The following is a 24,699-nucleotide window of genomic DNA, read 5'->3' on the forward strand; positions in this document are numbered from 1 at the left end:
AAAGAGCAGGAGCCCCTGCTGCCGGGTGCGAACTAATGCCTACCGTAACGGCTGGCTGTGACTATTACGTTTCCGGGCCCCAGAGTTACTAAGCGTGCTTACTTTACCCCATATATAGGGTAAAGACTCTGCGATTCCGCCAGCAGCGATCGGCCCGCCGAAGCAGGCGTCCGACGCCGCGCTCCCGGCCCTGCCGTGCAGCGCCGCTCCCAGCGCGGCCACCACAGCCCACTGCGACTCAGGCGTTAGGCCCACCTCAAGGAAGGGCCCGACGTCGGAAGCCGCCTGGGCGAGCAGCGCGCCGATGACGCCGGCCAGCACGTCGCCGCTGCCGGCGGTAGCGAGCCACGGTGTCCCGTCGGCCTGGCTGAAGACGCTCCCGGAGGGCGCGGCTACCAGCGTGGTGGCCCCCTTGAGCAGGACGGTGGCGCCGGTCAGGGCTGCTGCCCGGCGGACGGCAGCAAGGGTTTCGGCCTCAACGGAGGCACGGTCGCCGTCGCCGCCCAATCTCTTCAGCAGTGCGGCGAGCTCACCGGCGTGCGGGGTCAGGACCACGTGGGGTGCCAGGACGTCGGGAAGGGCGGGCAGGGCGCCGGCGTCGGCAATAACGGGCAAGCCGGACTCGACCGCGTCCCGGGCGCGTTGGAGCTGGTGGTGATCGTCGGGCCCCATTCCTGACCCCACCAGCCAGGCCTGGACCCGATTGTCGGCTACGCCACCGGTACTGCAGACCACTTCGGGGCAGGATTGCCGCACCAGGTCGGCGACCTCGGGCGGTCCGAGGTACCGGACCATTCCCACTCCGGCAGCGAGGGCGCCGCGGCAGGCGAGGACGGCTGCGCCGGGATAGTCCGCTGACCCTGCCACCACTCCCAGGACTCCGCGCGAGTACTTGTGGGCCCGGCCTGCGGGGTGCGGCAGGAGGCGGGCGACGTCTGCGTCCTCGAGCCGGCGAAGTTCCGGCTTCTTGAAGTTGTCCTCGATGCCGATGGCTACCACGTCCAGCCGGCCGGCATGGTCGGCGCCGGGGTCGGCCAGCAGTCCAGCCTTTGCCGCCCCGAAAGTAACAGTAATAACCGCGGAAAGTACTGGTTCGGAGACTGCGCCGGTATCGGCGTCCACACCGCTGGGGAGGTCGCAGGCGACCACAAAGCCGCTGGTCCGGGTCTCTGCGATGGCTTTGACCAGGTCCGCGGCACTCCCCCGCAGTCCGCCTTTCGCACCTGTCCCCAGGATGGCATCAATCACGACGTCGGAACGCGCGGCCTCAGCGGCGAGGTGACCCACTGCCGCGTCGGCAAGGTGCCGGACCCGGCCGCCTGCCCGCTCGAAAGCAGCCAGCGCCTGGGGATGGGCGGAGTTCGAGGTGAGTATCGCCGTCGTACGCATGCCGCGGGCGGCGAGGAAGGCGCTGGCGTACAGTCCGTCCCCGCCGTTGTTGCCCTTGCCGGCGAGCACGGCGAGGCTGGCACCGTACGTCCGACGGCCGTTTGACTTCAGTTCCCTGATCACCGCGTTGGCCAGTCCGTGGGCCGCGCGCTGCATGAGGACGTCGCCGAGTCCGGCCGCCAGGAGTGGCTGCTCGGCTTCGCGGACCTGGGTTCCGGTGTAGGCGCTGATCACGGTGTCAGTGGCGTGGCCCGCCGGTTCAGCCTTCGGCCAGGACCGTGGCCGTGGCGATGCCGCCGTCGTGGCTGATGGAGAGGTGCCAACGTTTGACGCCCTTGGCCTCGGCGACGGCCAGGACGGTGCCCTTGACCTGGACGGTGGGGCCGTTGTGGTCCAGGCCGATCCAGCAGTCCTGCCAGTTCATGCCGGCCGGCGCACCGAGGACCTTGGCTACGGCTTCCTTCGCTGCGAACCGCGCGGCCAGCGAGCGGGTGTTCAGCTCGCGCTCGGCAGGAACGAACAAACGGTCCCGCAGGCCCGGGGTGCGCTCAAGCTGGCGGCCGAACCGCTCGATGTCTACAACGTCTACGCCAATGCCAACAATCATGCGGCTTATTCTACGGGGACGCTTCCGCCCTCCCGCTCAGGAAACGTCCTGAACAGGACGAAGCCCCGGGTTCGTGTGAACCCGGGGCTTCAAATCCGGCCGGCCGCTGGCCAGCCCTTCAACGATTACTCGACGGTGACGCTCTTGGCGAGGTTGCGGGGTTGGTCCACGTCGTAGCCCTTGGCTGCGGCGAGTTCCGCGGCGAAGATCTGCAGCGGGACGGTGGTCAGCAGCGGCATCAGCAGGGTGGGCGTTTCGGGGACGTAGAAGACGTGCTCGGCGTAGGCCTTCACGGCTTCGTCGCCTTCCTCGGCGATGACCAGGGTGCGGGCGCCGCGGGCGCGTACTTCCTGGATGTTGGAGACCACCTTGGAGTGCAGCGAGTCGCGGCCGCGCGGGGACGGGACCACCACGAACACCGGCTGGCCGTCGTCGATCAGGGCGATGGGGCCGTGCTTGAGTTCCCCGGCGGCGAAGCCCTCGGCGTGAATGTAGGCGATTTCCTTCAGCTTCAGGGCGCCTTCGAGGGCCACCGGGTAGCCGACGTGCCGGCCCAGGAACAGCACCGACTTCTCGTCCGCCATGCTCCGGGCGAGCTCACGCAGCGGGCCTGCGTTGTCCAGGATGGTCTGGATCTTCGCGGGGATCTTGTTCAGGTCCGCGAGGACGTCCTTGATCTGGCCGGAGAAGATGTTGCCCCGCAGCTGTGCCAGGTACAGGCCCAGCAGGTACGCGGCGGTGATCTGGGCCAGGAACGCCTTGGTCGAGGCCACCGCGATCTCGGGTCCGGCGTGGGTGTAGAGCACAGCGTCGGACTCGCGCGGGATGGTGGAGCCGTTGGTGTTACAGATCGAGATGGTCTTGGCACCCTGTTCGCGGGCGTAACGGACGGCCATCAGGGTGTCCATGGTTTCGCCGGACTGGCTGATGGACACCACCAGGGTATTTGCGTCCAGGATCGGGTCCCGGTAGCGGAACTCATGGGCGAGTTCCACCTCAGTGGGGATCCGGCACCAGTTCTCGATGGCGTACTTGGCCACGGTGCCGGCGTAGGCGGCGGTGCCGCAGGCCAGGACGATGATTTTGTTGACCTGCTTCAACAGCGCCGGGTCGATCCGGACCTCGTCCAGGGTGAGGTTGCCCTTGATGTCCGAGCGGCCCAGCAGGGTCTGCGCCACTGCGTCGGGCTGGTCATGGATTTCCTTCTCCATGAACGAGCTGAACCCGCCCTTTTCGGCGGAGGCAGGGTCCCAGTCCACGTGGTATTCCTTGCCCTCGGCCGGGTTGCCGTAGAAGTCGGTGATCTCCACGGAGTCCGCGGTGATGGTGACGATCTGGTCCTGGCCCAGCTCCACGGCCCGGCGGGTGTAGTCGATGAACCCGGACACGTCCGAGCCCAGGAAGTTCTCGCCCTCGCCCAGGCCCACTACCAGGGGTGAGTTGCGGCGGGCGGCCACCACGACGTCGGGCTGGTCGGCGTGGACGGCGAGCAGGGTGAAGGCGCCCTCCAGGCGCTGGCAGGCCAGCTCCATGGCCCGGGTCAGGCCGCCGTTGGAGGCGTCACCGCCAAGCTTGTTCCGGAAGATGTCCGCCAGCAGGGCTGCAGCCACCTCGGTGTCCGTCTCGGACAGGAAGGTGACGCCCTTTTCGAGCAGCTCGAGCTTGAGCTCGGCGAAGTTTTCGATGATGCCGTTGTGGATCACGGCCAGCTTGCCGTCGTCGGCCAGGTGCGGGTGCGCATTCCGGTCGGTCGGCCCGCCGTGCGTGGCCCACCGGGTGTGGCCGATGCCGGTGACCGTCTCCGGGAGGGGACGCGCTTCCAGTTCGGCAATAAGGTTGCTCAGCTTGCCCGACTTCTTGCGGGACTCAATCAAACCCTGGGACACAACAGCGACCCCTGCGGAGTCATAGCCCCGGTACTCAAGGCGGCGCAGCCCTTCAAGGACCACATCCAGCGCACTGTGACTTCCACCGTTAACAGAACGGCCCACGTATCCTACGATTCCACACATAGGGTCAAGACTATCGGCAGGGGTGCCCGGGATCTAAACCGGGACGCTCTGCAGGGGCCGACTTCTGTTGCGTTACTCAAGTGTGTCCAGCGCACACGCATTTCGCTCTCGGCCGGGCTGGGGGCAGAATCTCTAAAGTGACTGTGCAACGCAACGACGCGAACGGCGAAGGTGTCTCCCCGTTCGTTGAGCTGGACCGGCAGACCTGGTCCCGGCTCGCAGACGAGATGGAACAGCCTCTTAACGAGGAGGACATCTTCCGTCTCCGCGGCCTCGGCGACCCCCTGGACCTGAAGGAAGTCCGGGAGGTCTACCTCCCCCTGTCCAGGCTCCTGCACCTGTATGTCGAGGCCGCAGGCCAGCTGCACGCCGCCACCACCACTTTCCTGGGCGAGCAGACCCAGCGCACCCCTTTTGTCATCGGCGTGGCGGGATCCGTGGCCGTGGGCAAGTCCACCATTGCCCGCGTGCTCCGCGAAATGCTGCGGCGCTGGCCCGGCACCCCGAACGTTGAACTCATCACCACGGATGGTTTCCTGTACCCGCTGGCGGAGTTGAAGCGGCGGCAGCTGCTGGAGCGCAAGGGTTTCCCGGAGTCCTACGATCGCCGGGCCCTGCTGCGTTTTGTGAGCGAAATCAAGAGCGGCGCCGAGGAAGTGCGCGCCCCCTGGTACTCGCACGTCACCTACGACATCGTTCCGGGCAAACAGGTGGTGGTCCGCCGCCCGGACGTACTCATCGTGGAAGGGCTCAACGTCCTGGCACCTGCGCGCCCCCGGCATGACGGCAAGCAGGGGCTGGCGCTGAGCGACTTCTTCGACTTCTCCATCTACGTGGATGCCAAGACGTCCTACATCGAAGAGTGGTACGTGGACAGGTTCCGCAAGCTGCGCAGCACGGCGTTCGCCCAGCCGGAATCCTACTTCCACCGGTATGCGAGCCTCTCGGACGAAGAAGCCGAGAGCACCGCGCGGGACATCTGGAAGCGCATCAACGAGCCAAACCTGGAGGAAAATGTCCTGCCCACGCGCGGGCGGGCCCAGCTGGTGCTCACCAAAGAGGCGGACCATTCCATCCGCCGCATGCTGCTCCGGAAGGTTTAGCACAGGTGTGCTACGACTGCGCTCCCGCTTCCGCGCTGGCAGGAACCACGACCAGCCGGCGCAGCTTTGCCCGCTTCCTCGCAGCGGGGGCAGGACTGACTGTGCTGGCTGCTTGCACGCCGGCGGCACCTGAGGCGGTAGCGCCGTCGTCGGCCTCCGCGTCTGCGTCACCGTCGCCTGCCGCTTCCTCAGCCGGCACGACGGCGGAGGGCACCACCGCCGCTCCCCCGCCTCCTGAACCGTCCCCCACGCCGTCGCCGTCCGCGACTTTGGCGCGGCAGTTCTCCCTCACGGATCCGGCCAGTCCGTGGCTGGTAGTGAACAAGCACCGGCCGTTGGCGCCTGCGGATTACGCTCCCGCTGATTTGGTACAGCCGGCCGTGGCCGCCACCGCAGCCGGCGAGGCAGCGCTGCTGAACAGGACGACGGCGGCCGCAGCCGAAGCGATGTTTGCCGCGGCCGCGCAGGACGGCGTAGCCATGGTCCTGGCGAGCGGCTACCGCTCCTATACGACGCAGGTGGCCACCTACAACGGGTACGTTGCCTCGCGCGGCCAGGCGGATGCCGACACGGCGAGTGCGCGGCCCGGATACTCGGAACACCAGACGGGCTGGGCGTTCGACATAGCCGACGGCGGGGGCGCGTGCAGTTTCCAGCCGTGCTTCGCGGACCAGCCCGCTGCGGTGTGGGCGAAGGCGAACGGGCACCGGTTCGGGTTTGTGGTGCGGTATCCGTGGATGTTCCACACCATCACCGGGTATTACTACGAGCCGTGGCACCTGCGGTACATCGGGGTGGAGGCCGCGACCGACATGGCCAACCGCGGCATCAACACGCTGGAGGAGTACTTCGGCGTGGAGGCCGCACCGGGGTATCCGTAGTGCAATGGGCTAGTTTGGTTCCTATGCTGACTGGATTCAAAAACTTCATTATGAAAGGCAACGTTGTTGACCTTGCCGTCGCCGTCGTGATTGGTACCGCCTTCGGCGCCGTGGTCACGGCGCTGGTGAACAAGGTGCTGATGCCCTTTGTTGCCGCGATCGTGGGCTCCCCCAACTTCGACAGTTTCGCCAAGGTCGAGCTCAACGGTAACGCCATCGAGTTCGGCGTCCTGCTGACGGCCATCGTGAATTTCCTGTTGATCTCGGCGGCCATCTACTTCGTCGTGGTGATGCCGATGAACCTAATGATCGAGCGGCGAAACCGCCGGCTGGGGATCAACCAGGAAGTGAAGGAAGTCTCCGCCGAGGATCCCCAGATCGCGCTCCTGACGGAGATCCGCGACGCGCTCAAAGAACGCACGCCCTAATACTTTGTGCTTAAACCCAGCGGCCCGCCTCCGGACGGAAGCGGGCCGCTTTACTTTGGGTCCTACTCGCTGACCAGTTCCAGGGCCAGCTCGGCGCGGACCACCTGAGCGAGGTGTTCCGCAATGGACTGCGCGGTCTCTTCGTCGGCCGCCTCCACCATCACGCGCACCACGGGTTCGGTGCCGGACGGGCGGAGCAGCACGCGGCCGGTGTCGCCCAGGGCGGCCTCGGCCGCAGCAACGGCCTGGGCGAGGACCTCGTTACTCTTGACTCCGGCCCGGTCCACGCCCTTTACGTTGATGAGGACCTGCGGAAGCTTGGTCATGACCGTGGCCAGCTCCTTGAGCGGCTTCCCGGTGAGGGCTATCTGGGCGGCGAGCTGGAGCCCGGTGAGCACGCCGTCACCGGTAGTGGCGTAGTCGGCGAAGATGACGTGGCCGGACTGTTCACCGCCAAGGTTGAAGCCGCCGTCGCGCATTTCCTCCAGGACGTACCGGTCCCCCACCGCTGTTTCGCGGATGCTGATGCCGGCGTTGCGGAGGGCAATCTTAAGGCCAAGGTTGCTCATGACCGTGGCTACGAGGACGTCGTCCTTCAGCTTGCCTGATGCTTTCAGGGCGACGGCGAGGATGGCCATGATCTGGTCACCGTCCACTTCGTTGCCTTCGTGGTCCACTGCGAGGCAGCGGTCGGCGTCGCCGTCGTGGGCAATGCCAAGGTCAGCGTGGTACTTGACCACGGCCTCCTTCAGGGGGCCCAGGTGCGTGGAGCCGACGCCGTCGTTGATGTTGTGGCCGTCCGGGTCGGCTCCGATAACGATGACGTCCGCGCCGGCGTCCTTGAAGACCTGCGGTGAGCACCCGCTGGCGGCGCCGTGGGCGCAGTCCAGGACCACAGTGAGGCCTTCGAGGTTGTGCGGGAGGGTGCGCAGGAGGTGGACGATGTAGCGGTCTTCTGCGTCAGAGAAGCGCTGGATGCGTCCGACGTCGGCGCCCACCGGGCGGACTGCTTCCTTGGACATCTGCGCCTCGATGGCGTCTTCGACGTCGTCGGGGAGCTTCTGGCCGCCGCGGGCGAAGAACTTGATGCCGTTGTCCGGCGCCGGGTTGTGCGAGGCGGAGATCATGACGCCGAAATCGGCGTCCAGGTCGGCCACAAGGTAAGCCGCCGCGGGAGTGGGGAGGACGCCGGCGTCGTAGACGTCAACACCGGAGCTGGAGAGCCCGGCCTCCACCGCCGCGGCGATGAACTCACCGCTCGCGCGCGGGTCACGCGCCACCACGGCCCGCGGCCGGGAGCCGTTGGAGTTGCGGTCATGGCCGAGTACGACGGCGGCCGCCTGGGCCAGCTGCATCGCCAGCTCCGCAGTCAACAGGCCGTTCGCAAGGCCCCGGACACCGTCAGTTCCAAATAATCTAGACACCGGTCAAGTCTAGAGGATGGGGCAAAGCGAGCTGCATCTAGGCGTCACATCCGACAAACCTGTACAGTGTGGCGTCACCCTCCTGGTCAACCTTTATAAAGGCGGATGAACCGTCGGGAACCTTCAGGCCAGGGAAGTCATTCACTTCCTTACGTTTTGGATCCATGTAATGCCCGCCGAAATCAAGGAGGAACTGCACATTTTGCCTTTTTGCAGCCTTGCAGACCTCGGAGTCGGGCCGGCCTTGGTTCAACTCATTGGCGACGAGGAGCCGATCCGCATTGGAGCCCGTATACGCATGCGCAAAGAGTACTCGCCGACCAGCGATGGCATAGACCGTGGAACTGCCGTCCCAAGGGTTATTGGCGATGACCGCGTCCTTCGGCACATGGGCAGTGAGTCTGTCCAGCAACTTGAGTTCGCTAGGGCTCAAGAGCGGAGAACCTTCAGCCATGGAGTAAGTACGTTCGCGGCCTGGGTTCGTCTCCGAGTTTGTTGGCCAAACGACGAAAGAAGCGGCTAATGCAGCTAAGCCGACCGGAAAAATCCATTTGGCCCGGTAACGTGACAAACTCTCAAAGATTTGTGCACCTGCTGCGCCGCCAAATACCGCCCAGAACATAGGCAGGAGTGCCGCAAGCCGCGGCGGGTCGCCGTACCAGGCCCCGATAATAATCTCTCGCACAACTGGGATTGGAACCACGGCAGCGACGAGGTAGAGCGCAACTGCTCCTGCGTAGGATGCCAGAAACCATCGATCTGTAGGTCTAAGTATCAGAAGGACGGTTCCTGCCAAGGTCAGTGCGGCGAGTGCCCATGCGACTTCACCGTGGGTTGGTGCAGTCAAAAACACGCTCCCCGCCGCGGCGGACAGGGAATCAATCGGATCCCAAGTCGTGGTCCAAGGACGGACAGCAGCCCAAATCATGAGACCGGCCGCAAACACGCTAGTCCAAAGAGCCATCCACTGCAGGTATCCAAATGGCTCTGACCGGCGTCGGCGCAGTTCCGCGAACGAGCGTACTGCAGCCATCGCGGCGAAGAAGGATGTCAGCCCGACGAAAGCCACCAGGCCAGACATGTGTGTGCAAACAAGGCCGGAAAGCCCGGTGGCCAGCGTAACCGTGGCCAACGGCCATGGCATCGGTGTTATCTTGCCAAACTTTAATACCGCCGCCAACACCGAAATCAGCGGCGGCAAGAAGGTCACCATCAGCAAATAGGGGAAGAGCGGCCCAAAATCACTCTTCTGGCTTTGCATGACTGTGAACGGGAAGGAAAAGAATCCCCCGCTTGCAACTGCAGCAGTCAGTAGGGCAATAAGCTTCGGCCCAACAACCATATGGACGAAAAGGAGTACGCCGAGTGGCCAGGCGACGGCTACGACGGCGAAATTGAGGGCATTCGCAGCCGGAACGACGGGCAACGATGTCACCTGCGCGGTCAACGCTGCCAACGCATGCCAGATCTGGGGGTAAAACCCGGATGACTCTCCCATTAATTCCTGAACGGAGAACGGCGAGCCATCGCCGGAATCGAGGATTTGCTGAACGAAGTTCAGATGGAACGGTGTATCGATGCCCTGATTGATGTTGCCAGGGCGCTCGACAATCTGGGCGTAACGAAATGTCAGGATTAGCCCGCCCGTCAAAAGCGCGATCCAGTATGCGGTGCCCGCGGTTTGCCCCTCCGGTCTCCAAACTAAACCTGCCGGCCACCGTTTGCTTATCAAATGGACCACAACGAGGAGGACCCCCGCTATTATCACCGAGGCAACACTAAAAACGCCGATATTCCAGGGGATCCCTAACCACCAACAGGCCAGCGTGGATACGGCAACAAGTGCTGCCGTCAGGACGGGCGCCAATGAAACCAACCACACGTGCCGGAGCCCAAGTGCCCACCCCAAGAGCAACCCTGGCATCATGACTACGGCGACTGCGCCTGCAAGGCTTGGCAGTGCAAAAAACCACTCCATCAAGGATTCCCCAAGTTTTCCCTCAGTAATTGCCCAAGATCCCGCTCAACGCTGGCGGGTCGTCCGCACGCGTCTATAGCATACACAGCATGAAACCTAGCCATGGGGGCCTGGCGCTTGAAATTGTTGTACCGGTTTTCAATGAGGAATCAGTACTCGAAAAGAGCATCACAGAGCTCGCGAATTACTTGAAACTGGAAATGCCAGCGTCGTGGCGGATTACCATCGCCGACAATGCCAGCACAGACAGCACCGGTCTTATTGCCACTCGGCTGGCTGAGACCATACCTAACGTCGAGTACCGGCGTTTGGAGATCAAGGGGCGCGGGCATGCTCTTCGAGACGCGTGGAGCGCGTCAGAGGCCGAAGTCTTGGCATATTTGGACGTGGACCTTTCGACTGATCTGGCAGCCCTGCTGCCATTGGTGGCTCCGCTGTTATCAGGTCACTCAGATATCTCCATCGGCACCAGGCTGGGACAAAGTTCTCGAGTCAGCCGGGGCCCCAAGCGAGAGTTTATTTCGCGGTCTTACAACTTTTTACTGAAGCGCACCATGCAGGTCCACTTCTCAGACGCACAGTGCGGATTCAAGGCCATCCGCGCCGACGTCGCCAGAACGCTGCTCCCCCATGTCGAAGACAACGGATGGTTCTTTGACACGGAACTACTGATCATCGCAGAACGCTCAGGCCTGCGAATTCACGAAATTCCGGTGGATTGGGTGGACGACCCCGACAGCACGGTGGACATCCGGCAGACCGCCATCGACGACATTCGCGGATTGGTCCGTGTCGCCGGATCCTTGGTTCGAGGCTCGGTTCCCGTTCAAGCAATTTACGCTGAGCTCGGCCGACGGCCGATAGTTACCCCGTCGCGACCAAGCTTCTTTGGCCAGGTTATTCGGTTCGGGATGGTCGGCGGCATATCGACTATGGCCTTCGCTTTGCTGTTTCTACTGTTTCAAGGGCCTTTCGGGGCTCAACAGGCCAACTTCCTAGCTCTCCTTCTAACCGCTGTCGGCAACACAGCTGCGAACCGGCGTTTTACGTTCGGCATTAACGGCCCGGAAAAGCTCTTCACACAGCAATTCCAAGGCCTTGTTGTATTTGCATTGGCCTGGTCGATCACATCGTCGTCGCTTTTGGCGTTGCATACGATTACTCCTAATTCTTCATCCACGATGGAGCTCGTGACCCTTACCGGCGCCAATATCCTTGCCACGCTGATGCGGTTTGTACTCCTGCGCATCTGGGTCTTCCGAGTTCGCAATTCCGGGAGCGGCGCGCAAACGATACCGTCAAGCGTTAAATTGGCCAGGGCCGCTTGAAGGCAGCGACCGGCAGCCCGATGGATGTTCCCGAGGCTTCAGCAGAAGTAATACCTGCGCCGCCACTCCAGGCACAGCGGCGAAGGATTCTTCCTGGACAGAAGACGGAACGCTTGGCCCTATGTGCACTCTTGGCTCTAACAGCCCTCCTGTACCTGTGGGGCTTGGACCGCAACGGTTGGGCAAATTCGTACTACTCTGCTGCAGCAATGGCGGGCTCGCAGGATTGGACGGCGTTCTTCTTTTCGTCTTCCGATCCCGGAAACGCAATTAGCGTGGACAAACCTCCGCTCAGCCTTTGGGTGATGTCTGTTTCTGTTTGGGCATTTGGCCTCAGTCCGTGGAGCATCCTGGTTCCCCAGGCCCTGATGGGTGTAGCCAGCGTGTATCTGCTCTTCCGGATGGTTCAGACCTATGTCAGCCCCGGTGCTGGCTTCCTTGCCGCTGCGGCTCTGGCCATAACCCCAGTGGCCACGGTGATGTTCCGCTACAACAATCCCGATGCACTGCTCACCTTGCTGATGATCGGCGCTGCCTACGGGGCGTTGGAGTCAGTCCGCCGGGGGCGGGTCCGGTGGCTGTTGCTGGCCGGTTTGCTCACGGGCGCGGCGCTCCTAACGAAACAACTTCAAATAGCCTTGCTATTGCCGGCCATTGCTGCCTCCTACCTCATGTTTGCCAGCGTTCCGATAGTTAAGCGCCTGCTGCACCTCCTAGGTGCGCTGTTGGCAGCAGCCGTTGCAGGCGGTTGGTGGTTCGTCGTGGTGCAGATGACGCCCCCTGCCACCCGGCCCTTCGTGGGAGGTTCCCGCTTCAACAGCGCAGTGGAGCTGACACTCGGATACAACGGTTTGGATAGACTCACCGGTGAGGACGCCAGCCGAACCATGTCTCCGAGTGCGGCCGATCTTGCAGAAAAACTTGATCCGGGATTCCAACGCTTTCTCCAGCCACAATTTTCGGGCCAATTCGGCTGGTTCCTGCCCCTGGCTACCGCAGGGCTTCTGCTTGCGATATGGCACCTAAAGCGCCACAGCGGCAGTAGACAGTACCGGGCGTTCCTCGTACTTTCTGCAGTGTGGTTCCTTACTGCAGCTACCGTGCTTGCCTTCATGTCGGGGATCGTCCACCCTTACTACTCCCTAACCCTTGTCCCCCCACTGAGCTGCCTTGCAGCGATAGCACTGATGCACTTCTACCAGCTGCGGGACCGCCGTTCCGTCCGATTGGCACTTGCTGGCACTTTGCTCGTGACGATGGTCCTGGGCTTTGTCACCGCGGCTCGGTCAACAGCTGATTTCCCAGGAGGCCCTCCCGTTGCACTGGGGCTATGGTCAGTCGCAATCGCGCTGCAGCTTCTTCCTCCACCCGCGCAGATCCTGCGACCCGTCTCCACGGGAGTCCTCGCAGTGGCGCTCATGCTCGGCCCGACATTGTGGTCGGTCAACACCGTAATGAGCCCACATGCCGGCGCAGGTGTTGTGGCGGGGCCCAGCATTCTGGGCATCAGGACAGACCATCCTGATCGGAAGCAAGTGGGTTCTGACGTTCCGCCGAGCTTCATCGCGGTCATGTTCGGCGAAATTCCGGAGGATGAGGTGGTCACCCGGCTGCGGGCTACTCCAGCCCCGGCACAGTGGTCAGCCGCCATGGTGGGATCCGAGACCGCCGCAAACTATCAACTAGAGAGCGGGCAATCCGTGCTGCCTGTCGGCGGTTTTGATGGCACAGACCCTTTCCCGACGTTGGAAGAGTTCCAGGCCATGGTGTACGAAGGCAAAGTGGCATCGTTTGTGATCGAGGAACTGCCTCCATTGACGCTCGACGGACGTGGCGAGTCAGCGAAGATCGTCGACTGGGTGACGACTAATTTTCCCGCGGAGCAGATCGGAAGCGCTCAGTATTACGCGTTCCGCCCGTAAGCATCGTACTGGCGCCTGCTGATCCATTCCTATTAGCTGTGGCCGCAGCTACATCATTGGGACTCATGCGATTCGGCAATAGTCGGGTCACCACAGGGAGCGAGGCAACAGAAAAGCCCGCCCCACCAATGGCGGGACGGGCTATTCGTGCAAGCGGATTTAGCGCTTGGAGTACTGCTGAGCCTTACGGGCCTTCTTGAGACCGGCCTTCTTACGCTCGATGACACGGGCGTCACGGGACAGGTAACCGGCCTTCTTCAGCGTGGCGCGGTTGTTCTCGACATCGATCTCGTTCAGCGAACGGGCGATGCCGAGGCGCAGGGCGCCGGCCTGGCCGGAGATGCCGCCACCGTGAATGCGGGCGATAACGTCGTAGGCGCCTTCCAGATCAAGGATCTTGAAGGGCTCGTTGACGTCCTGCTGGTGCAGCTTGTTCGGGAAGTAGTTATCCAGCGCACGGCCGTTGATGGTCCACTTGCCGGAGCCGGGAACCACGCGAACGCGTGCAACGGCTTCCTTGCGGCGGCCAACTGCAGCACCGGCAACGGTCAGTGCCGGGCGCTCCTTCTTGGGCGCAGCTTCGGCAGCTGAGCTTTCAGAGGTGTAGCTGGTCAGGGTTTCCTCGGCCTCGACGGCCTCGGTGGTCTCTTCGTTCTGAGCCACGATTCTCCTTGTATAGATAAGTTGTTTGGTGGCCAGGACTACTGGGCGACCTGGGTGATTTCGAAAGTCTTCGGCTGCTGGGCGGCGTGCGGGTGCTCTGCACCGCGGTACACCTTCAGCTTGCCCAGCTGCTGTGCAGCAAGGGAGTTCTTCGGGAGCATGCCCTTGATGGCCTTCTCCACGGCGCGGACCGGGTTGGATTCCAGCAGTTCCGCATAGTTGACGGAGGTCAGGCCGCCCGGGTAGCCGGAGTGGCGGTATGCGCGCTTCTGCTCCAGTTTGGCACCGGTGAGGGCTACCTTTTCAGCGTTGATGATGATGACGAAGTCGCCCATGTCCATGTGGGATGCAAAGGTGGCCTTGTGCTTGCCGCGCAGCAGGATTGCGGTCTGGCTTGCAAGACGACCAAGGACAACGTCTGTGGCGTCAATGACGTGCCACTGGCGGTTGATATCGCCGGGCTTCGGGGTGTACGTACGCACGGTGTTTGCCTCGTTCTTGTTCTGGCGTTCTTGTTTAGGTGTCACTAGCTCGTGCACCTACTGTCTGCGCGCTACCGGAACAGAGGTGAGGGCTCTATGTAACCAGTCATCCTGAGGTTCCGAATGTGCACGTTGAGTAGTCATCCTGCAACCGGATTCTCAAGCGGGCACGCACCATCGGAATAGGACACGCACAACGACTACCAAGATTAGCGCGTTAAGGGGTTCAGGGTCAAAATGGGGTAGCCGGGCGCCGCCACAGCGCTTGCCGGCATGACGGACGCAGGGGGTCACAGTGTTTGCAATGGGTAATGACGGTTCCGGGTGGCTCCTGGCCGTCTACGCAGGCATACTTGGCTTTGCCTTATCCCCCCTTGCCGAGTTTCTCATCGCCAGGAGCCTTCCACGGCTGGGTGCACTGCCAGCCCTTCCCGTTCGAACAGCGATGGCGATTCTTACCAGCTTCGCTTGCGTCGTCTTTAGTTTGCGGCTGGGAACGGGTTTTATCCTGCCCGCATTTATATTCTTGGCAATACTGGGAATTCAACTATCCCGGATTGACATCGCACTGCACTTGCTGCCCAACCCACTCATATTGTTGCTGCTTGTGGGTGGATTTCTACTGCTTTTAATGCCGGGACTAATCGATAAGCAACCTGGCAACCTCCTGCGAGCATTGCTCGGAGCCGTCATCATGTTTGCTGGCTACCTTATTCTGGCGCTAATTTCCCCCGGGGGCATCGGCATGGGGGATGTGAAGCTTGCAGCGCCCCTCGGCCTCTACCTTGGGTACTTAGGTTGGAGCCAGCTGCTTTATGGCGGACTCGTGGGCTTCATCCTCAACGGCTGCGTCACCCTCCTCGTGGTGGCCCTGAAAGGCCGGGGTAAAGCGATGGAGGTGGCTCATGGGCCATCTATGTTTGCCGCAACTGCCGCGGTGGCACTGCTACTGGTCTAGCACTGAAGTCCGAAATCGGACGACCCCCTCCACACGGGGCAAGTAGTACCTGAGAGGCGGGGGTCGCCCACCTGAGTACCGGCCCATAGTTTCGGGTACGTACCTCCGGGTCTGCCTAAAAAAGTCGAGTACCACTACGCATTGTTGCTCATGCGGTGAAATGACAATCTCTTCTTAGCGAAGTCCAGCCGCTAAGGAATTATGGGGGCAGCTGGAAATTCGTTGAAATCAAAAGACACCCATTTCACCGAATTAAGGAAACTACAATGACTTCTATCATGGTCTCAATGACTGCTTTCATCGCCGGCGTAAAGGACCGCTTCACCCGGGAAGAAAAGGGCGCTACCGCCGTCGAGTACGGTCTCCTGGTGGCACTCATTGCGGCAGTGATCGTAGTGGTCGTCGCCACCCTCGGCACGCAGATCAACACCGCGTTCAACACAATCTCCGGCAAGCTCTGACGGCAACGATCCACTAACGGAGGAGAAAGAAATGTCAGCGCTTATGATCTCAGTTCTAGCTCTGGTTGCCGGCGTGAAAGATCGCTTTGCATCAGAAAGGGGAGCAACGGCCGTTGAGTACGGTCTCCTGGTTGCTCTGATCGCTGCAGTGATCATCGTGGTTGTTGCAACACTCGGCACTCAGATCAACACCGCGTTCAACACGGTTTCAGGACAGCTGTAAAGCAAGCCGAATTCTGGAAGCCCAGGGACGGTGGCGGGCGTTTGGGCAACTTGCCCCCGTGCCTGTCGCCGCCTTGGGCTTTCCGTTTCTCGGCACGCCCAGCCTGTCCCGGTGATCAACGAATAGACACCAATAACTGTCCCGCCGGACCGTCGTCCGGCCCTTTTAGAATCCGGTCATCATCATGAAGTCCCTTGCTAAGCGGATACCGCGCCCTCGGGGTATGAGGGAGACAGGCGCTGTTGCTGTCGAGTTTGCGTTAATTCTGCCGATCTTTTTGGCGCTTGTCCTGGGCATCGCGGAGATGGGGCGAGCGTTCAATATCCAAGTGTCGCTGAGTGAAGCCGCTCGCCAGGCATCCCGTTATGCCGCGGTCCACTGTTCTGATGCGTCCTACACCCACTCGAACGCCCAGGCGGCCGGAGTGGCGGCAGCTCCCTCCGTAGCTCTCACCAATGCAAATATCGCGATCGCCTACACGGGAACGGGCAGCTGCGCCGAGGGCAATGATGTGTCCGTCAACGTCAGCTACACGACTACATGGATGACCGGCTTTCCAAACCTGATTCCTGGTATGCCGGCCGGACTTAGTGTTCAAGGAAAAGGTGTAATGCGATGCAACGGATGAAATCAAGAAAATCAGAACGCGGTGTCGTTGCACCGATGACTGCACTCATCATGGTCGTGCTCCTCGGCATGGCAGCATTTGCAGTTGACGTCGCCACTATGTATTCGGAGAGCGCGCAACTTCAAAATGGCGCAGATGCCTCTGCCCTGGCGATTGCGAACCAGTGTTCGAAAGCGGCCACTCTTTGCGCCGCCGATCAGTCCTCAGCCGCATTGGGATACGCAAACGGCAATGCTGTCGATGGCCACAGCAACGTGTTCAGCGCTGTGGCGGATGCCACCGCAGGTACCGTGGACGTCACAATTCAGTCGCAGACGGCTGACGGCGGCAGCAACCACTTCTCTTTGCAATTCGCACGTGCCCTCGGCATTCAGACAGCTGACATCCGGGCTTCTGCCCGCGCAAAGTGGGGTCACCCAAGCAGCGGCAAAGGATTCCCGCTTGCATTCTCGCAGAGTTGCTGGAATTTGGGGCCGGCAACGCCGACAGGCGGTGACGTCCAGAAGATCACGTGGAAGCCTGGAACGCCATCCTGCACGAACGCCTCTGGTCACACTATTCCCGGCGGATGGGGATGGCTGGATGACACAGCAACAGATCCCTGCACAGCCGTTACTTCGGTGGGAAACTTCACCACAAGCAACCCTGGCAACAATCCGCCCACGACTTGCGCGACTATCCTGCAGGGCTGGAAGGACACGTTACTCGCTGGTGGGACGGTAAAGAGTACATTTCCCATCTTTGATACAGCCTCCGGCACTGGGAATACGGGCGTATTCCACATCGTCGGGTATGCAACGTTCAACATCTTGGGCTGGCATTTCGGAAATGCCTCAGGCTCATACGAATTCCGCGACAGTTCGACGGACCCTGGCATGAACGCCAATCTGGCCTGTTCGAGTGGAAATGACCGCTGCATCATCGGCCAATTCGTCGAATACAGCACCTCTGCAGGAGGCAGCGGCGGGTTGGATTTCGGGACAGACAGTGTCTCACTCACCAAATAGGAACCAACTTAGGGGATAAATTGAAAACTCGCCTTCTGGGAGGCATCGTCGCGCTAGTGCTCGCTGTAGTCGGCACACTGCTTCTCATCTCATACGTCCAAGGTTCTGAAGCCAGAGCCCAAGCAGATCTGCAACCCATTGACGTTTTGGTGGTGGAAAAGCAGATTCCACAGGGTTCGACACTGGACCAAATCAGGTCTGCGGTGAAACTCACCTCTCTCCCGTCCGCGTCGGTACCCAACGGTGCGCTGAAAAACCTGGACGGCCTGGACGGGAAAGTGACTTCTGCTGATCTGGTCCCGGGCGAACCTCTTCTTGGGGTCCGCTTGGTTGATCCGACAAGCTTGGCCGCCCCGGGCTCTGTCCCTGTCCCCGACGGTATGCAGGAGATCTCAGTCCAGCTGGATGCGCAGCGCGTTGTGGGTGGACGAATTGCTGCAGGTGACACAGTCGGCGTCATCGCATTGTTTGCCGGCGACAGTACGGATGGCGGAACAGCACAGCAGGTCTTCCACAAGGTGCTGATTACCAGCGTTCAGCGCGCCGCCACTCAAGGTTCGGGGGGCAGCCAGGCAGCCTCTGCGGAACAGGCAAACACACAGCTGCCGAGCGGCCAACTCCTGATCACATTCGCGCGGACCGATTTGGACGCGTCCAAAATCGCTTTCGCCGCCGAGTTTGGAAAGCTGTGGCTCACGAAGGAACCGACATCAGCTACTGAAAGCGCTCCGACTATTATCAAGAAGGCAGAACTGATCAAATGACCAGGTTCGTGGTGGTAACACCTGACAACACTTTTGCGCAGAGGACCAAGCAGGCCACTAACGGCTTGCACGGGAGTCTTCAGACGCTTCAAGCCGACTACTTGCCGCCGAGCCCGGACGACATCCTCCGTGCCATCAGCGGAGATCCAGCCGAGGTGGTCCTCCTCGGTCCTGGACTTCCCATTGATGACGCGATCCGGCTGGCCAGTCTTTTTGATCTCCAATTCCCGGAAATCAGCGTGGTACTGGTTACCGACGGCGGATCCGACATTGCCCTGCCCGCCATGCGAGCGGGTATTCGTGACTTGCTAGCTCCCGACGCTCCAGTTGAGGACATCCGCGTAATGCTGGAAAGGGCCAGCCTGGCCTCTGCCGGACGACGGCGCGGATTGGGAGCGTCCGTGACGGAGACGCCGACGGGCTCACGCATTGTCGCGGTCATGTCCCCAAAGGGCGGCGTCGGCAAGACAACTGTGACCACCAATCTGGCTGTTGGGCTGGGCAAGATGGCGCCAACCAGTGTCGTGGTAGTTGACCTGGACCTCCAATTCGGGGATGTGGCATCTGGCCTCATGCTGGAGCCGGAACGTACGCTGGCTGATGCGGTCACCGGCGCAGCGGTCCAGGACAGTATGGTGTTGAAGTCGTACTTGACGTTGCACCAGTCAGGCGTCTACGCACTTTGTGCCCCCCACAACCCTGCCCAAGCCGAGCAGATCAGCGGCGAGCAGGTTGGGCATCTCATCGCCCAGCTGGCCAGTGAATTCCAGTACGTCGTTGTCGATACAGCCCCCGGTTTGGGCGAGCACGTGCTGGCTACTTTGGATCGTGCCACTGACGCTGTCTGGGTTTGCGGTATGGATATCCCGAGCATCAGGGGTCTCCGCACCGGATTCCGAATTCTCGACGAGCTGAACCTGATACCAGAAAACCGCCACGTTGTCCTCAACTTCGCCGACCGCAGGAGCGGCCTATCGGTTCAAGATGTGGAAGCCACGATTGGATGCCCGGTCGACGTTGTTCTTCCCCGTTCCCGTGCAGTTCCATTTTCCACCAATAAAGGCGTGCCCCTACTGCAGGATGGCAGTCGAGACGGCGCCGCACGCGGTCTGGCGCAATTGGTGGATCGCCTCAAGCCAGATTGGAAGGAAAGACAACACAAGAAGCTTCATCGAAGGGCGGTAGTCCAATGAACCTGGCACGGCGGTTAGAAGTAGTTCGGGGACAGTCGGAGAATACCGACGGTTCCACCGTTTCGGCATCCCCAGCACCATGGAGCGCCAACGCAAGACCGGCGCCAGAAGCGACGCCCAGCTATTCCATCGAACCGAACGAAGCGCTCAGCGCCGTGAAAGACCGCGCTGGCGTTGCTCTCTACGAACGTATGGGCAGCCGCATTACAGACAATTCAATCGATGACGCCGAACTGCAGCAGTACGTTAAGGACGAGCTGAAGAAGATCATCGAAGAAGAAGACATCCCGCTCACGCTTACCGAGCGTAACCGGCTGGTTCAGGAAATCATCGACGACGTCCTGGGCCTTGGGCCACTCGAAAAGTTCCTCAAAGACGACGCCATCAACGAGATCATGGTCAACGGCGCAGACAAGATCTACGTCGAACGCCAGGGGAAGCTCGGGCTCAGCGGATTCCGGTTCAACGATGAGGATCATCTTAGAAAAGTTATCGAACGAATCGTGACGAAGGTAGGCCGGCGGATCGACGAATCCTCGCCACTCGTCGATGCACGGCTGAGCGATGGGTCGCGCGTCAACGCGATCATTCCACCTTTGGCCGTGAACGGGTCTTCCCTCACAATTCGTAAGTTTGGCCAGGTACCGCTGACTGTTAGTGACCTAATCGCCTTGGGATCAATGTCTCCCGAGATTGCCGAGCTGCTCCATGCATGTGTTCGGGCGCGTCTGAACATTATTGTTTCCGGAGGTACGGGCACTGGTAAGACAACCATGCTCAACGTGCTGTCGTCCTTCCTCCCGTCTGATGAGCGCATTGTCACGATCGAAGACGCTGTAGAACTGCAGTTGCAGCAGGAGCACGTGGTCCGGTTGGAAAGCCGGCCACAGAATATTGAGGGCAAAGGTGAGATCACCATCCGCGATTTGGTGCGCAACTCGTTACGTATGAGGCCTGATCGGATTGTTATCGGTGAGGTTCGCGGCGGCGAATCCCTGGATATGTTGCAGGCGATGAATACGGGTCATGACGGGTCCATCTCCACGGTGCATGCCAACTCCCCCCGTGACGCTATTTCCAGGCTCGAGACTCTGGTTCTTATGGCCGGCATGGATCTTCCGCTCCGCGCCATCCGGGAGCAGATTGCTTCAGCGGTGAACCTAATTATTCATATTTCGAGGCTCCGCGATGGCTCCCGACGAATCACCCATGTAACCGAAGTCCAGGGAATGGAAGGGGACATCGTTACGCTTCAAGACGCCTTCGTGTTCGACTACAGTGCAGGTGTCGATGCCCATGGGAAATTCTTGGGCCGGCCGGTGGCGACCGGTGTTCGGCCCCGCTTTGTCGATCACTTCGCTGAACTTGGAATTCCCCTCTCCCCCGCCATATTCGGATCGTCTCCAGTTGGCGGTGGTTTCCGGTGACCGTGACTAACCCTATCTTTCTGGCCTTTGGAGTGGCCCTCTGCTTGGCAGCCGGCGCCGTGCTCTTCCTTGTCACTTTCAAGGATGTCCGCGGAGAGATTGCCGTATCGCGTCGACGTCCCGGGGTAGTTAGCGGTCCCACGTTACTCACGCGTGCGACAGATTCGGTTACCAACTACTTGGAGAAAAACATCAGTAAGAATGCGCGGTTCGGCAGTAGGGCTTCCTTGGAACAGGCAGGCCTGAAGATGCGCCAGGCAGACTTCCTGTTGCTCGTTGCCTGCACGGCAGTTACGGCAGGCTTCATTGGCCTCATTCTTGGGGGGCTTCTGCCTTCCCTTCTCCTTGTCGTGGCGACACCCTTCGTGGCCATGTTGGTCTTGAATGTGCTTTCATCCCGACGCCGGGCCAAGTTCGAGGCGCAGCTGGGCGATACTCTTCAGATGCTCTCAGGCGGTCTCCGCGCGGGTCACAGCCTCCTTCGGTCTGTGGACGCCGTGTCCAAAGAGGCGGAGGCTCCTACATCGGAAGAGTTCGCCAGACTGGTCAATGAAAACCGGCTGGGGCGCGACCTCAGGGATTCGATGCTTGACGCGGCCCACAGACTTCGCAGCGAAGACTTTGAATGGGTCGGTCAGGCCATAGAAATCCATCGCGAAGTCGGTGGGGACCTGGCGGAAGTCCTCGACCAGGTCGGGGAAACTATCCGGGAACGTAGCCAGATCAAAGGTCAGGTCAAGGCTCTCAGCGCCGAAGGCAGGCTTTCTGCATACATCCTGGTCGCTCTACCAGTCGGCATGTTCCTGTATATGTCCGTCGTCAATAGCTCCTATATCGCGACGCTCTACACGAATCCGATCGGCTGGATCTTGCTTGGAGTAGCTGTCGTGCTCCTGGTCGTCGGGTCGTTCTGGCTTAGCCGTGTCGTCAAGATCAAGTTTTAGGAGGAGAAATGACATCCATGGCATGGCTTATCGTTGGCCTGATAGTATTCCCGGTTTCCTTCTTGGCGTGGTCGTTTCTCTCTGTAGACAGGAGGGGCTTCGCTGCAGTTCGCAGCAACCTCGGTAGAGGCATCCGCCTCATCGACAGAGGGATGCCTGGTGCGGCGCTTGCCGAGCTGGCTGACTCCAAGCAGACGATTCCTCTTGGCGTGAGAGTCACACCGAAGGGTTACGTTGCGTGGCTCGACAAACTATTGGCCCGTGCAGGACGCCCCGCTCAGCTCCCGCTCCCGCGATTGCTAATCGCAAAGCCCGCCCTCGCGCTTCTCGTCGCAACAGTGGGAATCATGGTCATCAGCAAGAACGTAACGCCTTCCGCCTCGCTGTTAGTGTTTTTGGCCGCGTCCCTGGCCTACTTCGTCCCGGACATTTTGGTCCATGGAAGAGGAGCCGAACGCCAGAAAGCCATCGAGTTGGAATTGCCCAATACCCTCGACCAAATGCTCATTTCGGTGGAAGCCGGTTTAGGCTTCGAAACTGCAATGGCCCGCGCCGGGCAGAATGGAAAAGGTCCACTGGCTTTCGAACTCATGCGGACTCTACAAGACATGCAAGTCGGCCGGAGCCGGCGCGAAGCATACGAGGCACTCGCGACGAGGACCGATGTGCCCGACCTTCGGGCTTTTGTCCGGTCCGTCGTCCAAGCGGACATTTACGGGATTGCTATTGCCAAAGTCCTCAAGACTCAGGCTAAACAAATGAGGATCAAACGGCGGCAGCGGGCAGAAGAAAAGGCCATGAAACTGCCTGTCAAAGTACTCTTTCCTCTGATGTTCTCCATCCTCCCCGTCCTGTTCATTGTGATCATCGGCCCCGCCGCCATCAATGTCATGAAGAACTTCGCCGGCGCCTTTTAGTAGTTCCCGCTTAGCGCCCCATAGACCGGACCCCCTCGGCACCCAGAACCGAGGGGGTCCCTTTGTGCGCCCACTTAGGAGTCCCAGCGTTAGCGCAGAAAAAACCAAGCAAAAGCGCAGGAAAAGTACCGGCGGAAAAGCCTTCGCGCAGGATGTCCCAAGATCCGGATTCCGGGGTACAAATCGTTGCTAACTTCGTTCTAGAGCTGGTGCAGGGCCAGCCATCCGACTCGCTCAGGAGTACAAAATGCTTTCTCTTATCGCTACCCTTCAGACCCTCGGCTTCAACCTCAAGAACCGCCTCCACAACGAAAAGGGCGCAACCGCTGTTGAGTACGGCATCATGGTTGGCCTCATTGCCGTCGTCATCATCGTGGCCGTCAACCTGCTGGGCACCAAGCTGGACGGTCTCTTCGACACGGTCAACAACCAGCTCTAGCCTGCGGCGTTCGCCCATTTGCCGGTTCCGGACCCCATATCGGAACCGCACCGCCTCCGCGACAGGGGCAGACACGAAACACTAAAGAGGAGGAGCAGCAGGTGTCACACGATGCGGAGCGCGGCGCGGCCGCAGTCGAATTCGCGATCCTGCTGCCCCTCCTCTTACTACTTGTCCTGGGCACGATCGAATTCGGCCGCGCCTACAACGCCCAGATCACGCTCACAAACGCAGCCCGTGACGGCGTCCGCGTTATGGCAATAGCCAACGACCCAGCAGGCGCCAAAACCGCGGCAAAGACCGGCGCCGCGTCGGTCAGCACAACCATCACCACGTCTGACATCGCTCTGAGCACCAACGCATGCACTACCGGCGCCCAAGTCACGCTCACCATCAAGTACAACCTTTCGACCATAACTGGTATCGCTGGGCCGTTCCCGATGACCGGCAAGGGGGTCATGCTGTGCGGCGGCTAAGCAAGGACCAGGCATCGGACGAACGTGGTGCCATCACTGTCATTGTGGCCATCCTCCTGGTCGCCCTCCTCGGCTTCGCGGCGATCGCCGTCGATATAGGTGTCATCTACTCGGAACGCGCCCAGTTGCAGAATGGTGCAGATGCGTCAGCAATCGCCTTGGCTCAGAAGTGCGCCAAAGATACTGCAGACGCAGACTGCGCTACTACCTCGGTACTCGCCACCACCCTCGCAAACCAGAACGCCCTGGACGGCATGAGCAAGGTCTACAACATCGATCTGGACAAGACAGCCCGGAAGGTCAGCGTCACCACGTCGGCCAAGGAAACCGGGGGCGCAGACAACTCGGTCTCCCTCTTCTTTGCAGACGTTCTGGGCATCCCCACCAAGGAGGTGGGAGCCCGCGCGTCCGCCATCTGGGGAAGTCCCAAGGCTGGCCGGACCGCTTTTCCATTGGCATTCTCCGTCTGCCAGGTCAAGGACAACATCGGCGGCTCGCTTCAGCTCCTCCAGGAACACGGCAAGAACCAAAACGCCGACTGCAACTACGGCCCGTCCGGGGCAGCGGTCGAGGGCGGTTATGGCTGGCTGGTCCAGGATTCCGGCGTATGCGGAGGAACCATCGACCTCGCGGTGAGCGAAGGTGGCAGCGACCCCGGCAACAACGCCCCGGGCAACTGCTCAACCGAACTCAACCGCTGGGCCAGCGAAATGATTGCGGGACGGAAAATCGTCGTCCTCCTGCCGGTCTTCAACAAGGTCACTGGAACCGGCTCCGGCGCCATCTATGGCCTGGTGTCCTTTGCGGCTTTCGAAGTCACTGGCTGGAAGTTCAGCGGTGGAACCGGCCTGCCCTACGAGTATCAGGCTGAAAAGTCGACGACGACGGGTGTCACCACCGCGACAGAGTGCAAGGGTGAGTGCCGCGGCATCATCGGCAAATTCGTCAAATACGTTTCCCTCGCCGACGGCTACACACTCGGGCCCGTAGACGCGTACGGCGCCACGATCGCCCGCCCAGTCCTTTGATAACCAGAACCAGTACT

Annotated in this window: 25 protein-coding genes; 18 read left to right on the forward strand and 7 right to left on the reverse strand. The window is 61.0% G+C overall.

Annotation, left to right across the window (positions count from 1 at the left end):
- Positions 1 to 39 precede the first annotated feature (39 nt).
- From AC5RVY_RS01075 to glmS, 3 genes are all read right to left on the reverse strand, one after another.
- Positions 40 to 1,623, reverse strand: a complete 1,584-nt coding sequence (locus AC5RVY_RS01075; RefSeq protein ID WP_493952872.1) for an NAD(P)H-hydrate dehydratase — start codon at positions 1,621 to 1,623, stop codon at positions 40 to 42.
- Between the two features lie 25 nt (positions 1,624 to 1,648).
- Complete coding sequence (locus AC5RVY_RS01080) at positions 1,649 to 1,996, reverse strand: holo-ACP synthase (protein ID WP_013601780.1); 348 nt, start codon at positions 1,994 to 1,996, stop codon at positions 1,649 to 1,651.
- A gap of 125 nt (positions 1,997 to 2,121) precedes the next feature.
- Positions 2,122 to 4,008: a glutamine--fructose-6-phosphate transaminase (isomerizing) gene (glmS, locus tag AC5RVY_RS01085; protein ID WP_493952873.1), complete on the reverse strand. Its 1,887-nt coding sequence runs from the start codon at positions 4,006 to 4,008 to the stop codon at positions 2,122 to 2,124.
- Between the two features lie 137 nt (positions 4,009 to 4,145).
- On the opposite strand from glmS, the gene coaA reads away from it, so the two are divergent.
- Genes coaA through mscL form a run of 3 tightly spaced genes read left to right on the forward strand, consistent with a single transcriptional unit; the run spans position 4,146 to position 6,420 of the window.
- Positions 4,146 to 5,111: a type I pantothenate kinase gene (coaA, locus tag AC5RVY_RS01090; RefSeq protein ID WP_493952874.1), complete on the forward strand. Its 966-nt coding sequence runs from the start codon at positions 4,146 to 4,148 to the stop codon at positions 5,109 to 5,111.
- A gap of 5 nt (positions 5,112 to 5,116) precedes the next feature.
- Positions 5,117 to 5,992, forward strand: coding sequence for a M15 family metallopeptidase (locus AC5RVY_RS01095; protein ID WP_493952875.1), 876 nt, complete (start codon positions 5,117 to 5,119; stop codon positions 5,990 to 5,992).
- A gap of 23 nt (positions 5,993 to 6,015) precedes the next feature.
- Positions 6,016 to 6,420: a large conductance mechanosensitive channel protein MscL gene (mscL, locus tag AC5RVY_RS01100; RefSeq protein ID WP_493952876.1), complete on the forward strand. Its 405-nt coding sequence runs from the start codon at positions 6,016 to 6,018 to the stop codon at positions 6,418 to 6,420.
- Positions 6,421 to 6,482: 62 nt separating this feature from the next.
- On the opposite strand, the gene glmM is transcribed toward mscL, so the two are convergent.
- Together glmM and AC5RVY_RS01110 are read right to left on the reverse strand one after the other, a co-directional pair.
- The gene (glmM, locus tag AC5RVY_RS01105) at positions 6,483 to 7,844 is read right to left on the reverse strand and encodes a phosphoglucosamine mutase (RefSeq protein WP_493952877.1); all 1,362 of its coding nucleotides are present in this window, start codon (positions 7,842 to 7,844) and stop codon (positions 6,483 to 6,485) included.
- Between the two features lie 37 nt (positions 7,845 to 7,881).
- Positions 7,882 to 9,822 (reverse strand): DUF6541 family protein, encoded by a 1,941-nt coding sequence (locus AC5RVY_RS01110; RefSeq protein ID WP_493952878.1) that lies wholly within the window; start codon positions 9,820 to 9,822, stop codon positions 7,882 to 7,884.
- 89 nt (positions 9,823 to 9,911) lie between these two features.
- Here AC5RVY_RS01110 and AC5RVY_RS01115 point away from each other — a divergent pair, with 89 nt between their 5' ends.
- Positions 9,912 to 11,150, forward strand: a complete 1,239-nt coding sequence (locus AC5RVY_RS01115; protein ID WP_493952879.1) for a glycosyltransferase — start codon at positions 9,912 to 9,914, stop codon at positions 11,148 to 11,150.
- Between the two features lie 209 nt (positions 11,151 to 11,359).
- Positions 11,360 to 13,072 (forward strand): ArnT family glycosyltransferase, encoded by a 1,713-nt coding sequence (locus AC5RVY_RS01120; RefSeq protein WP_493952880.1) that lies wholly within the window; start codon positions 11,360 to 11,362, stop codon positions 13,070 to 13,072.
- A 159-nt stretch (positions 13,073 to 13,231) separates the two neighbouring features.
- Here the strand turns inward: AC5RVY_RS01120 and rpsI are convergent, their stop codons facing one another.
- Entirely contained in the window at positions 13,232 to 13,735 is a 504-nt protein-coding gene (gene rpsI, locus AC5RVY_RS01125; RefSeq protein WP_050054349.1) for a 30S ribosomal protein S9, read from the reverse strand.
- Between the two features lie 38 nt (positions 13,736 to 13,773).
- Positions 13,774 to 14,217: a 50S ribosomal protein L13 gene (rplM, locus tag AC5RVY_RS01130; protein WP_015937805.1), complete on the reverse strand. Its 444-nt coding sequence runs from the start codon at positions 14,215 to 14,217 to the stop codon at positions 13,774 to 13,776.
- Positions 14,218 to 14,521: 304 nt separating this feature from the next.
- Here rplM and AC5RVY_RS01135 point away from each other — a divergent pair, with 304 nt between their 5' ends.
- The 13 genes from AC5RVY_RS01135 (at position 14,522) to AC5RVY_RS01195 (ending at position 24,682) form a co-directional block, all read left to right on the forward strand.
- Positions 14,522 to 15,175: a prepilin peptidase gene (locus AC5RVY_RS01135; protein ID WP_493952881.1), complete on the forward strand. Its 654-nt coding sequence runs from the start codon at positions 14,522 to 14,524 to the stop codon at positions 15,173 to 15,175.
- A gap of 266 nt (positions 15,176 to 15,441) precedes the next feature.
- The gene (locus AC5RVY_RS01140; RefSeq protein ID WP_493952882.1) at positions 15,442 to 15,636 is read left to right on the forward strand and encodes a Flp family type IVb pilin; all 195 of its coding nucleotides are present in this window, start codon (positions 15,442 to 15,444) and stop codon (positions 15,634 to 15,636) included.
- Positions 15,637 to 15,667: 31 nt separating this feature from the next.
- Positions 15,668 to 15,859 (forward strand): Flp family type IVb pilin, encoded by a 192-nt coding sequence (locus AC5RVY_RS01145; protein WP_493952883.1) that lies wholly within the window; start codon positions 15,668 to 15,670, stop codon positions 15,857 to 15,859.
- Between the two features lie 184 nt (positions 15,860 to 16,043).
- The gene (locus tag AC5RVY_RS01150; RefSeq protein ID WP_493952884.1) at positions 16,044 to 16,487 is read left to right on the forward strand and encodes a TadE/TadG family type IV pilus assembly protein; all 444 of its coding nucleotides are present in this window, start codon (positions 16,044 to 16,046) and stop codon (positions 16,485 to 16,487) included.
- Entirely contained in the window at positions 16,475 to 17,494 is a 1,020-nt protein-coding gene (locus AC5RVY_RS01155; protein ID WP_493952885.1) for a pilus assembly protein TadG-related protein, read from the forward strand. Before AC5RVY_RS01150 ends, AC5RVY_RS01155 begins: the two co-directional genes overlap by 13 nt.
- A 20-nt stretch (positions 17,495 to 17,514) precedes the next feature.
- Positions 17,515 to 18,258 carry a Flp pilus assembly protein CpaB gene (gene cpaB / locus AC5RVY_RS01160; RefSeq protein WP_493952886.1) on the forward strand — a complete coding sequence of 248 codons (744 nt, stop codon included), beginning with the start codon at positions 17,515 to 17,517 and terminating at the stop codon, positions 18,256 to 18,258.
- A complete protein-coding gene (locus tag AC5RVY_RS01165) occupies positions 18,255 to 19,451 on the forward strand; it encodes a CpaE/TadZ family protein (protein ID WP_493952887.1) in 1,197 nt (398 codons plus the stop codon). The genes cpaB and AC5RVY_RS01165 overlap by 4 nt, the downstream gene beginning before the upstream one ends.
- A complete protein-coding gene (locus AC5RVY_RS01170) occupies positions 19,448 to 20,878 on the forward strand; it encodes a TadA family conjugal transfer-associated ATPase (RefSeq protein ID WP_493952888.1) in 1,431 nt (476 codons plus the stop codon). Before AC5RVY_RS01165 ends, AC5RVY_RS01170 begins: the two co-directional genes overlap by 4 nt.
- Before the next feature lie 2 nt (positions 20,879 to 20,880).
- Positions 20,881 to 21,822 (forward strand): type II secretion system F family protein, encoded by a 942-nt coding sequence (locus AC5RVY_RS01175; protein ID WP_493952889.1) that lies wholly within the window; start codon positions 20,881 to 20,883, stop codon positions 21,820 to 21,822.
- 8 nt (positions 21,823 to 21,830) lie between these two features.
- A complete protein-coding gene (locus tag AC5RVY_RS01180; RefSeq protein WP_493952890.1) occupies positions 21,831 to 22,739 on the forward strand; it encodes a type II secretion system F family protein in 909 nt (302 codons plus the stop codon).
- A gap of 247 nt (positions 22,740 to 22,986) precedes the next feature.
- Positions 22,987 to 23,178, forward strand: coding sequence for a Flp family type IVb pilin (locus AC5RVY_RS01185; protein WP_493952891.1), 192 nt, complete (start codon positions 22,987 to 22,989; stop codon positions 23,176 to 23,178).
- Positions 23,179 to 23,279: 101 nt separating this feature from the next.
- Complete coding sequence (locus AC5RVY_RS01190; protein ID WP_493952892.1) at positions 23,280 to 23,654, forward strand: TadE/TadG family type IV pilus assembly protein; 375 nt, start codon at positions 23,280 to 23,282, stop codon at positions 23,652 to 23,654.
- Positions 23,642 to 24,682, forward strand: coding sequence for a pilus assembly protein TadG-related protein (locus tag AC5RVY_RS01195; protein ID WP_493952893.1), 1,041 nt, complete (start codon positions 23,642 to 23,644; stop codon positions 24,680 to 24,682). Before AC5RVY_RS01190 ends, AC5RVY_RS01195 begins: the two co-directional genes overlap by 13 nt.
- The last annotated feature ends 17 nt before the right edge of the window (positions 24,683 to 24,699 follow it).

This window comes from Arthrobacter sp. Ha26 (genome assembly GCF_059091705.1).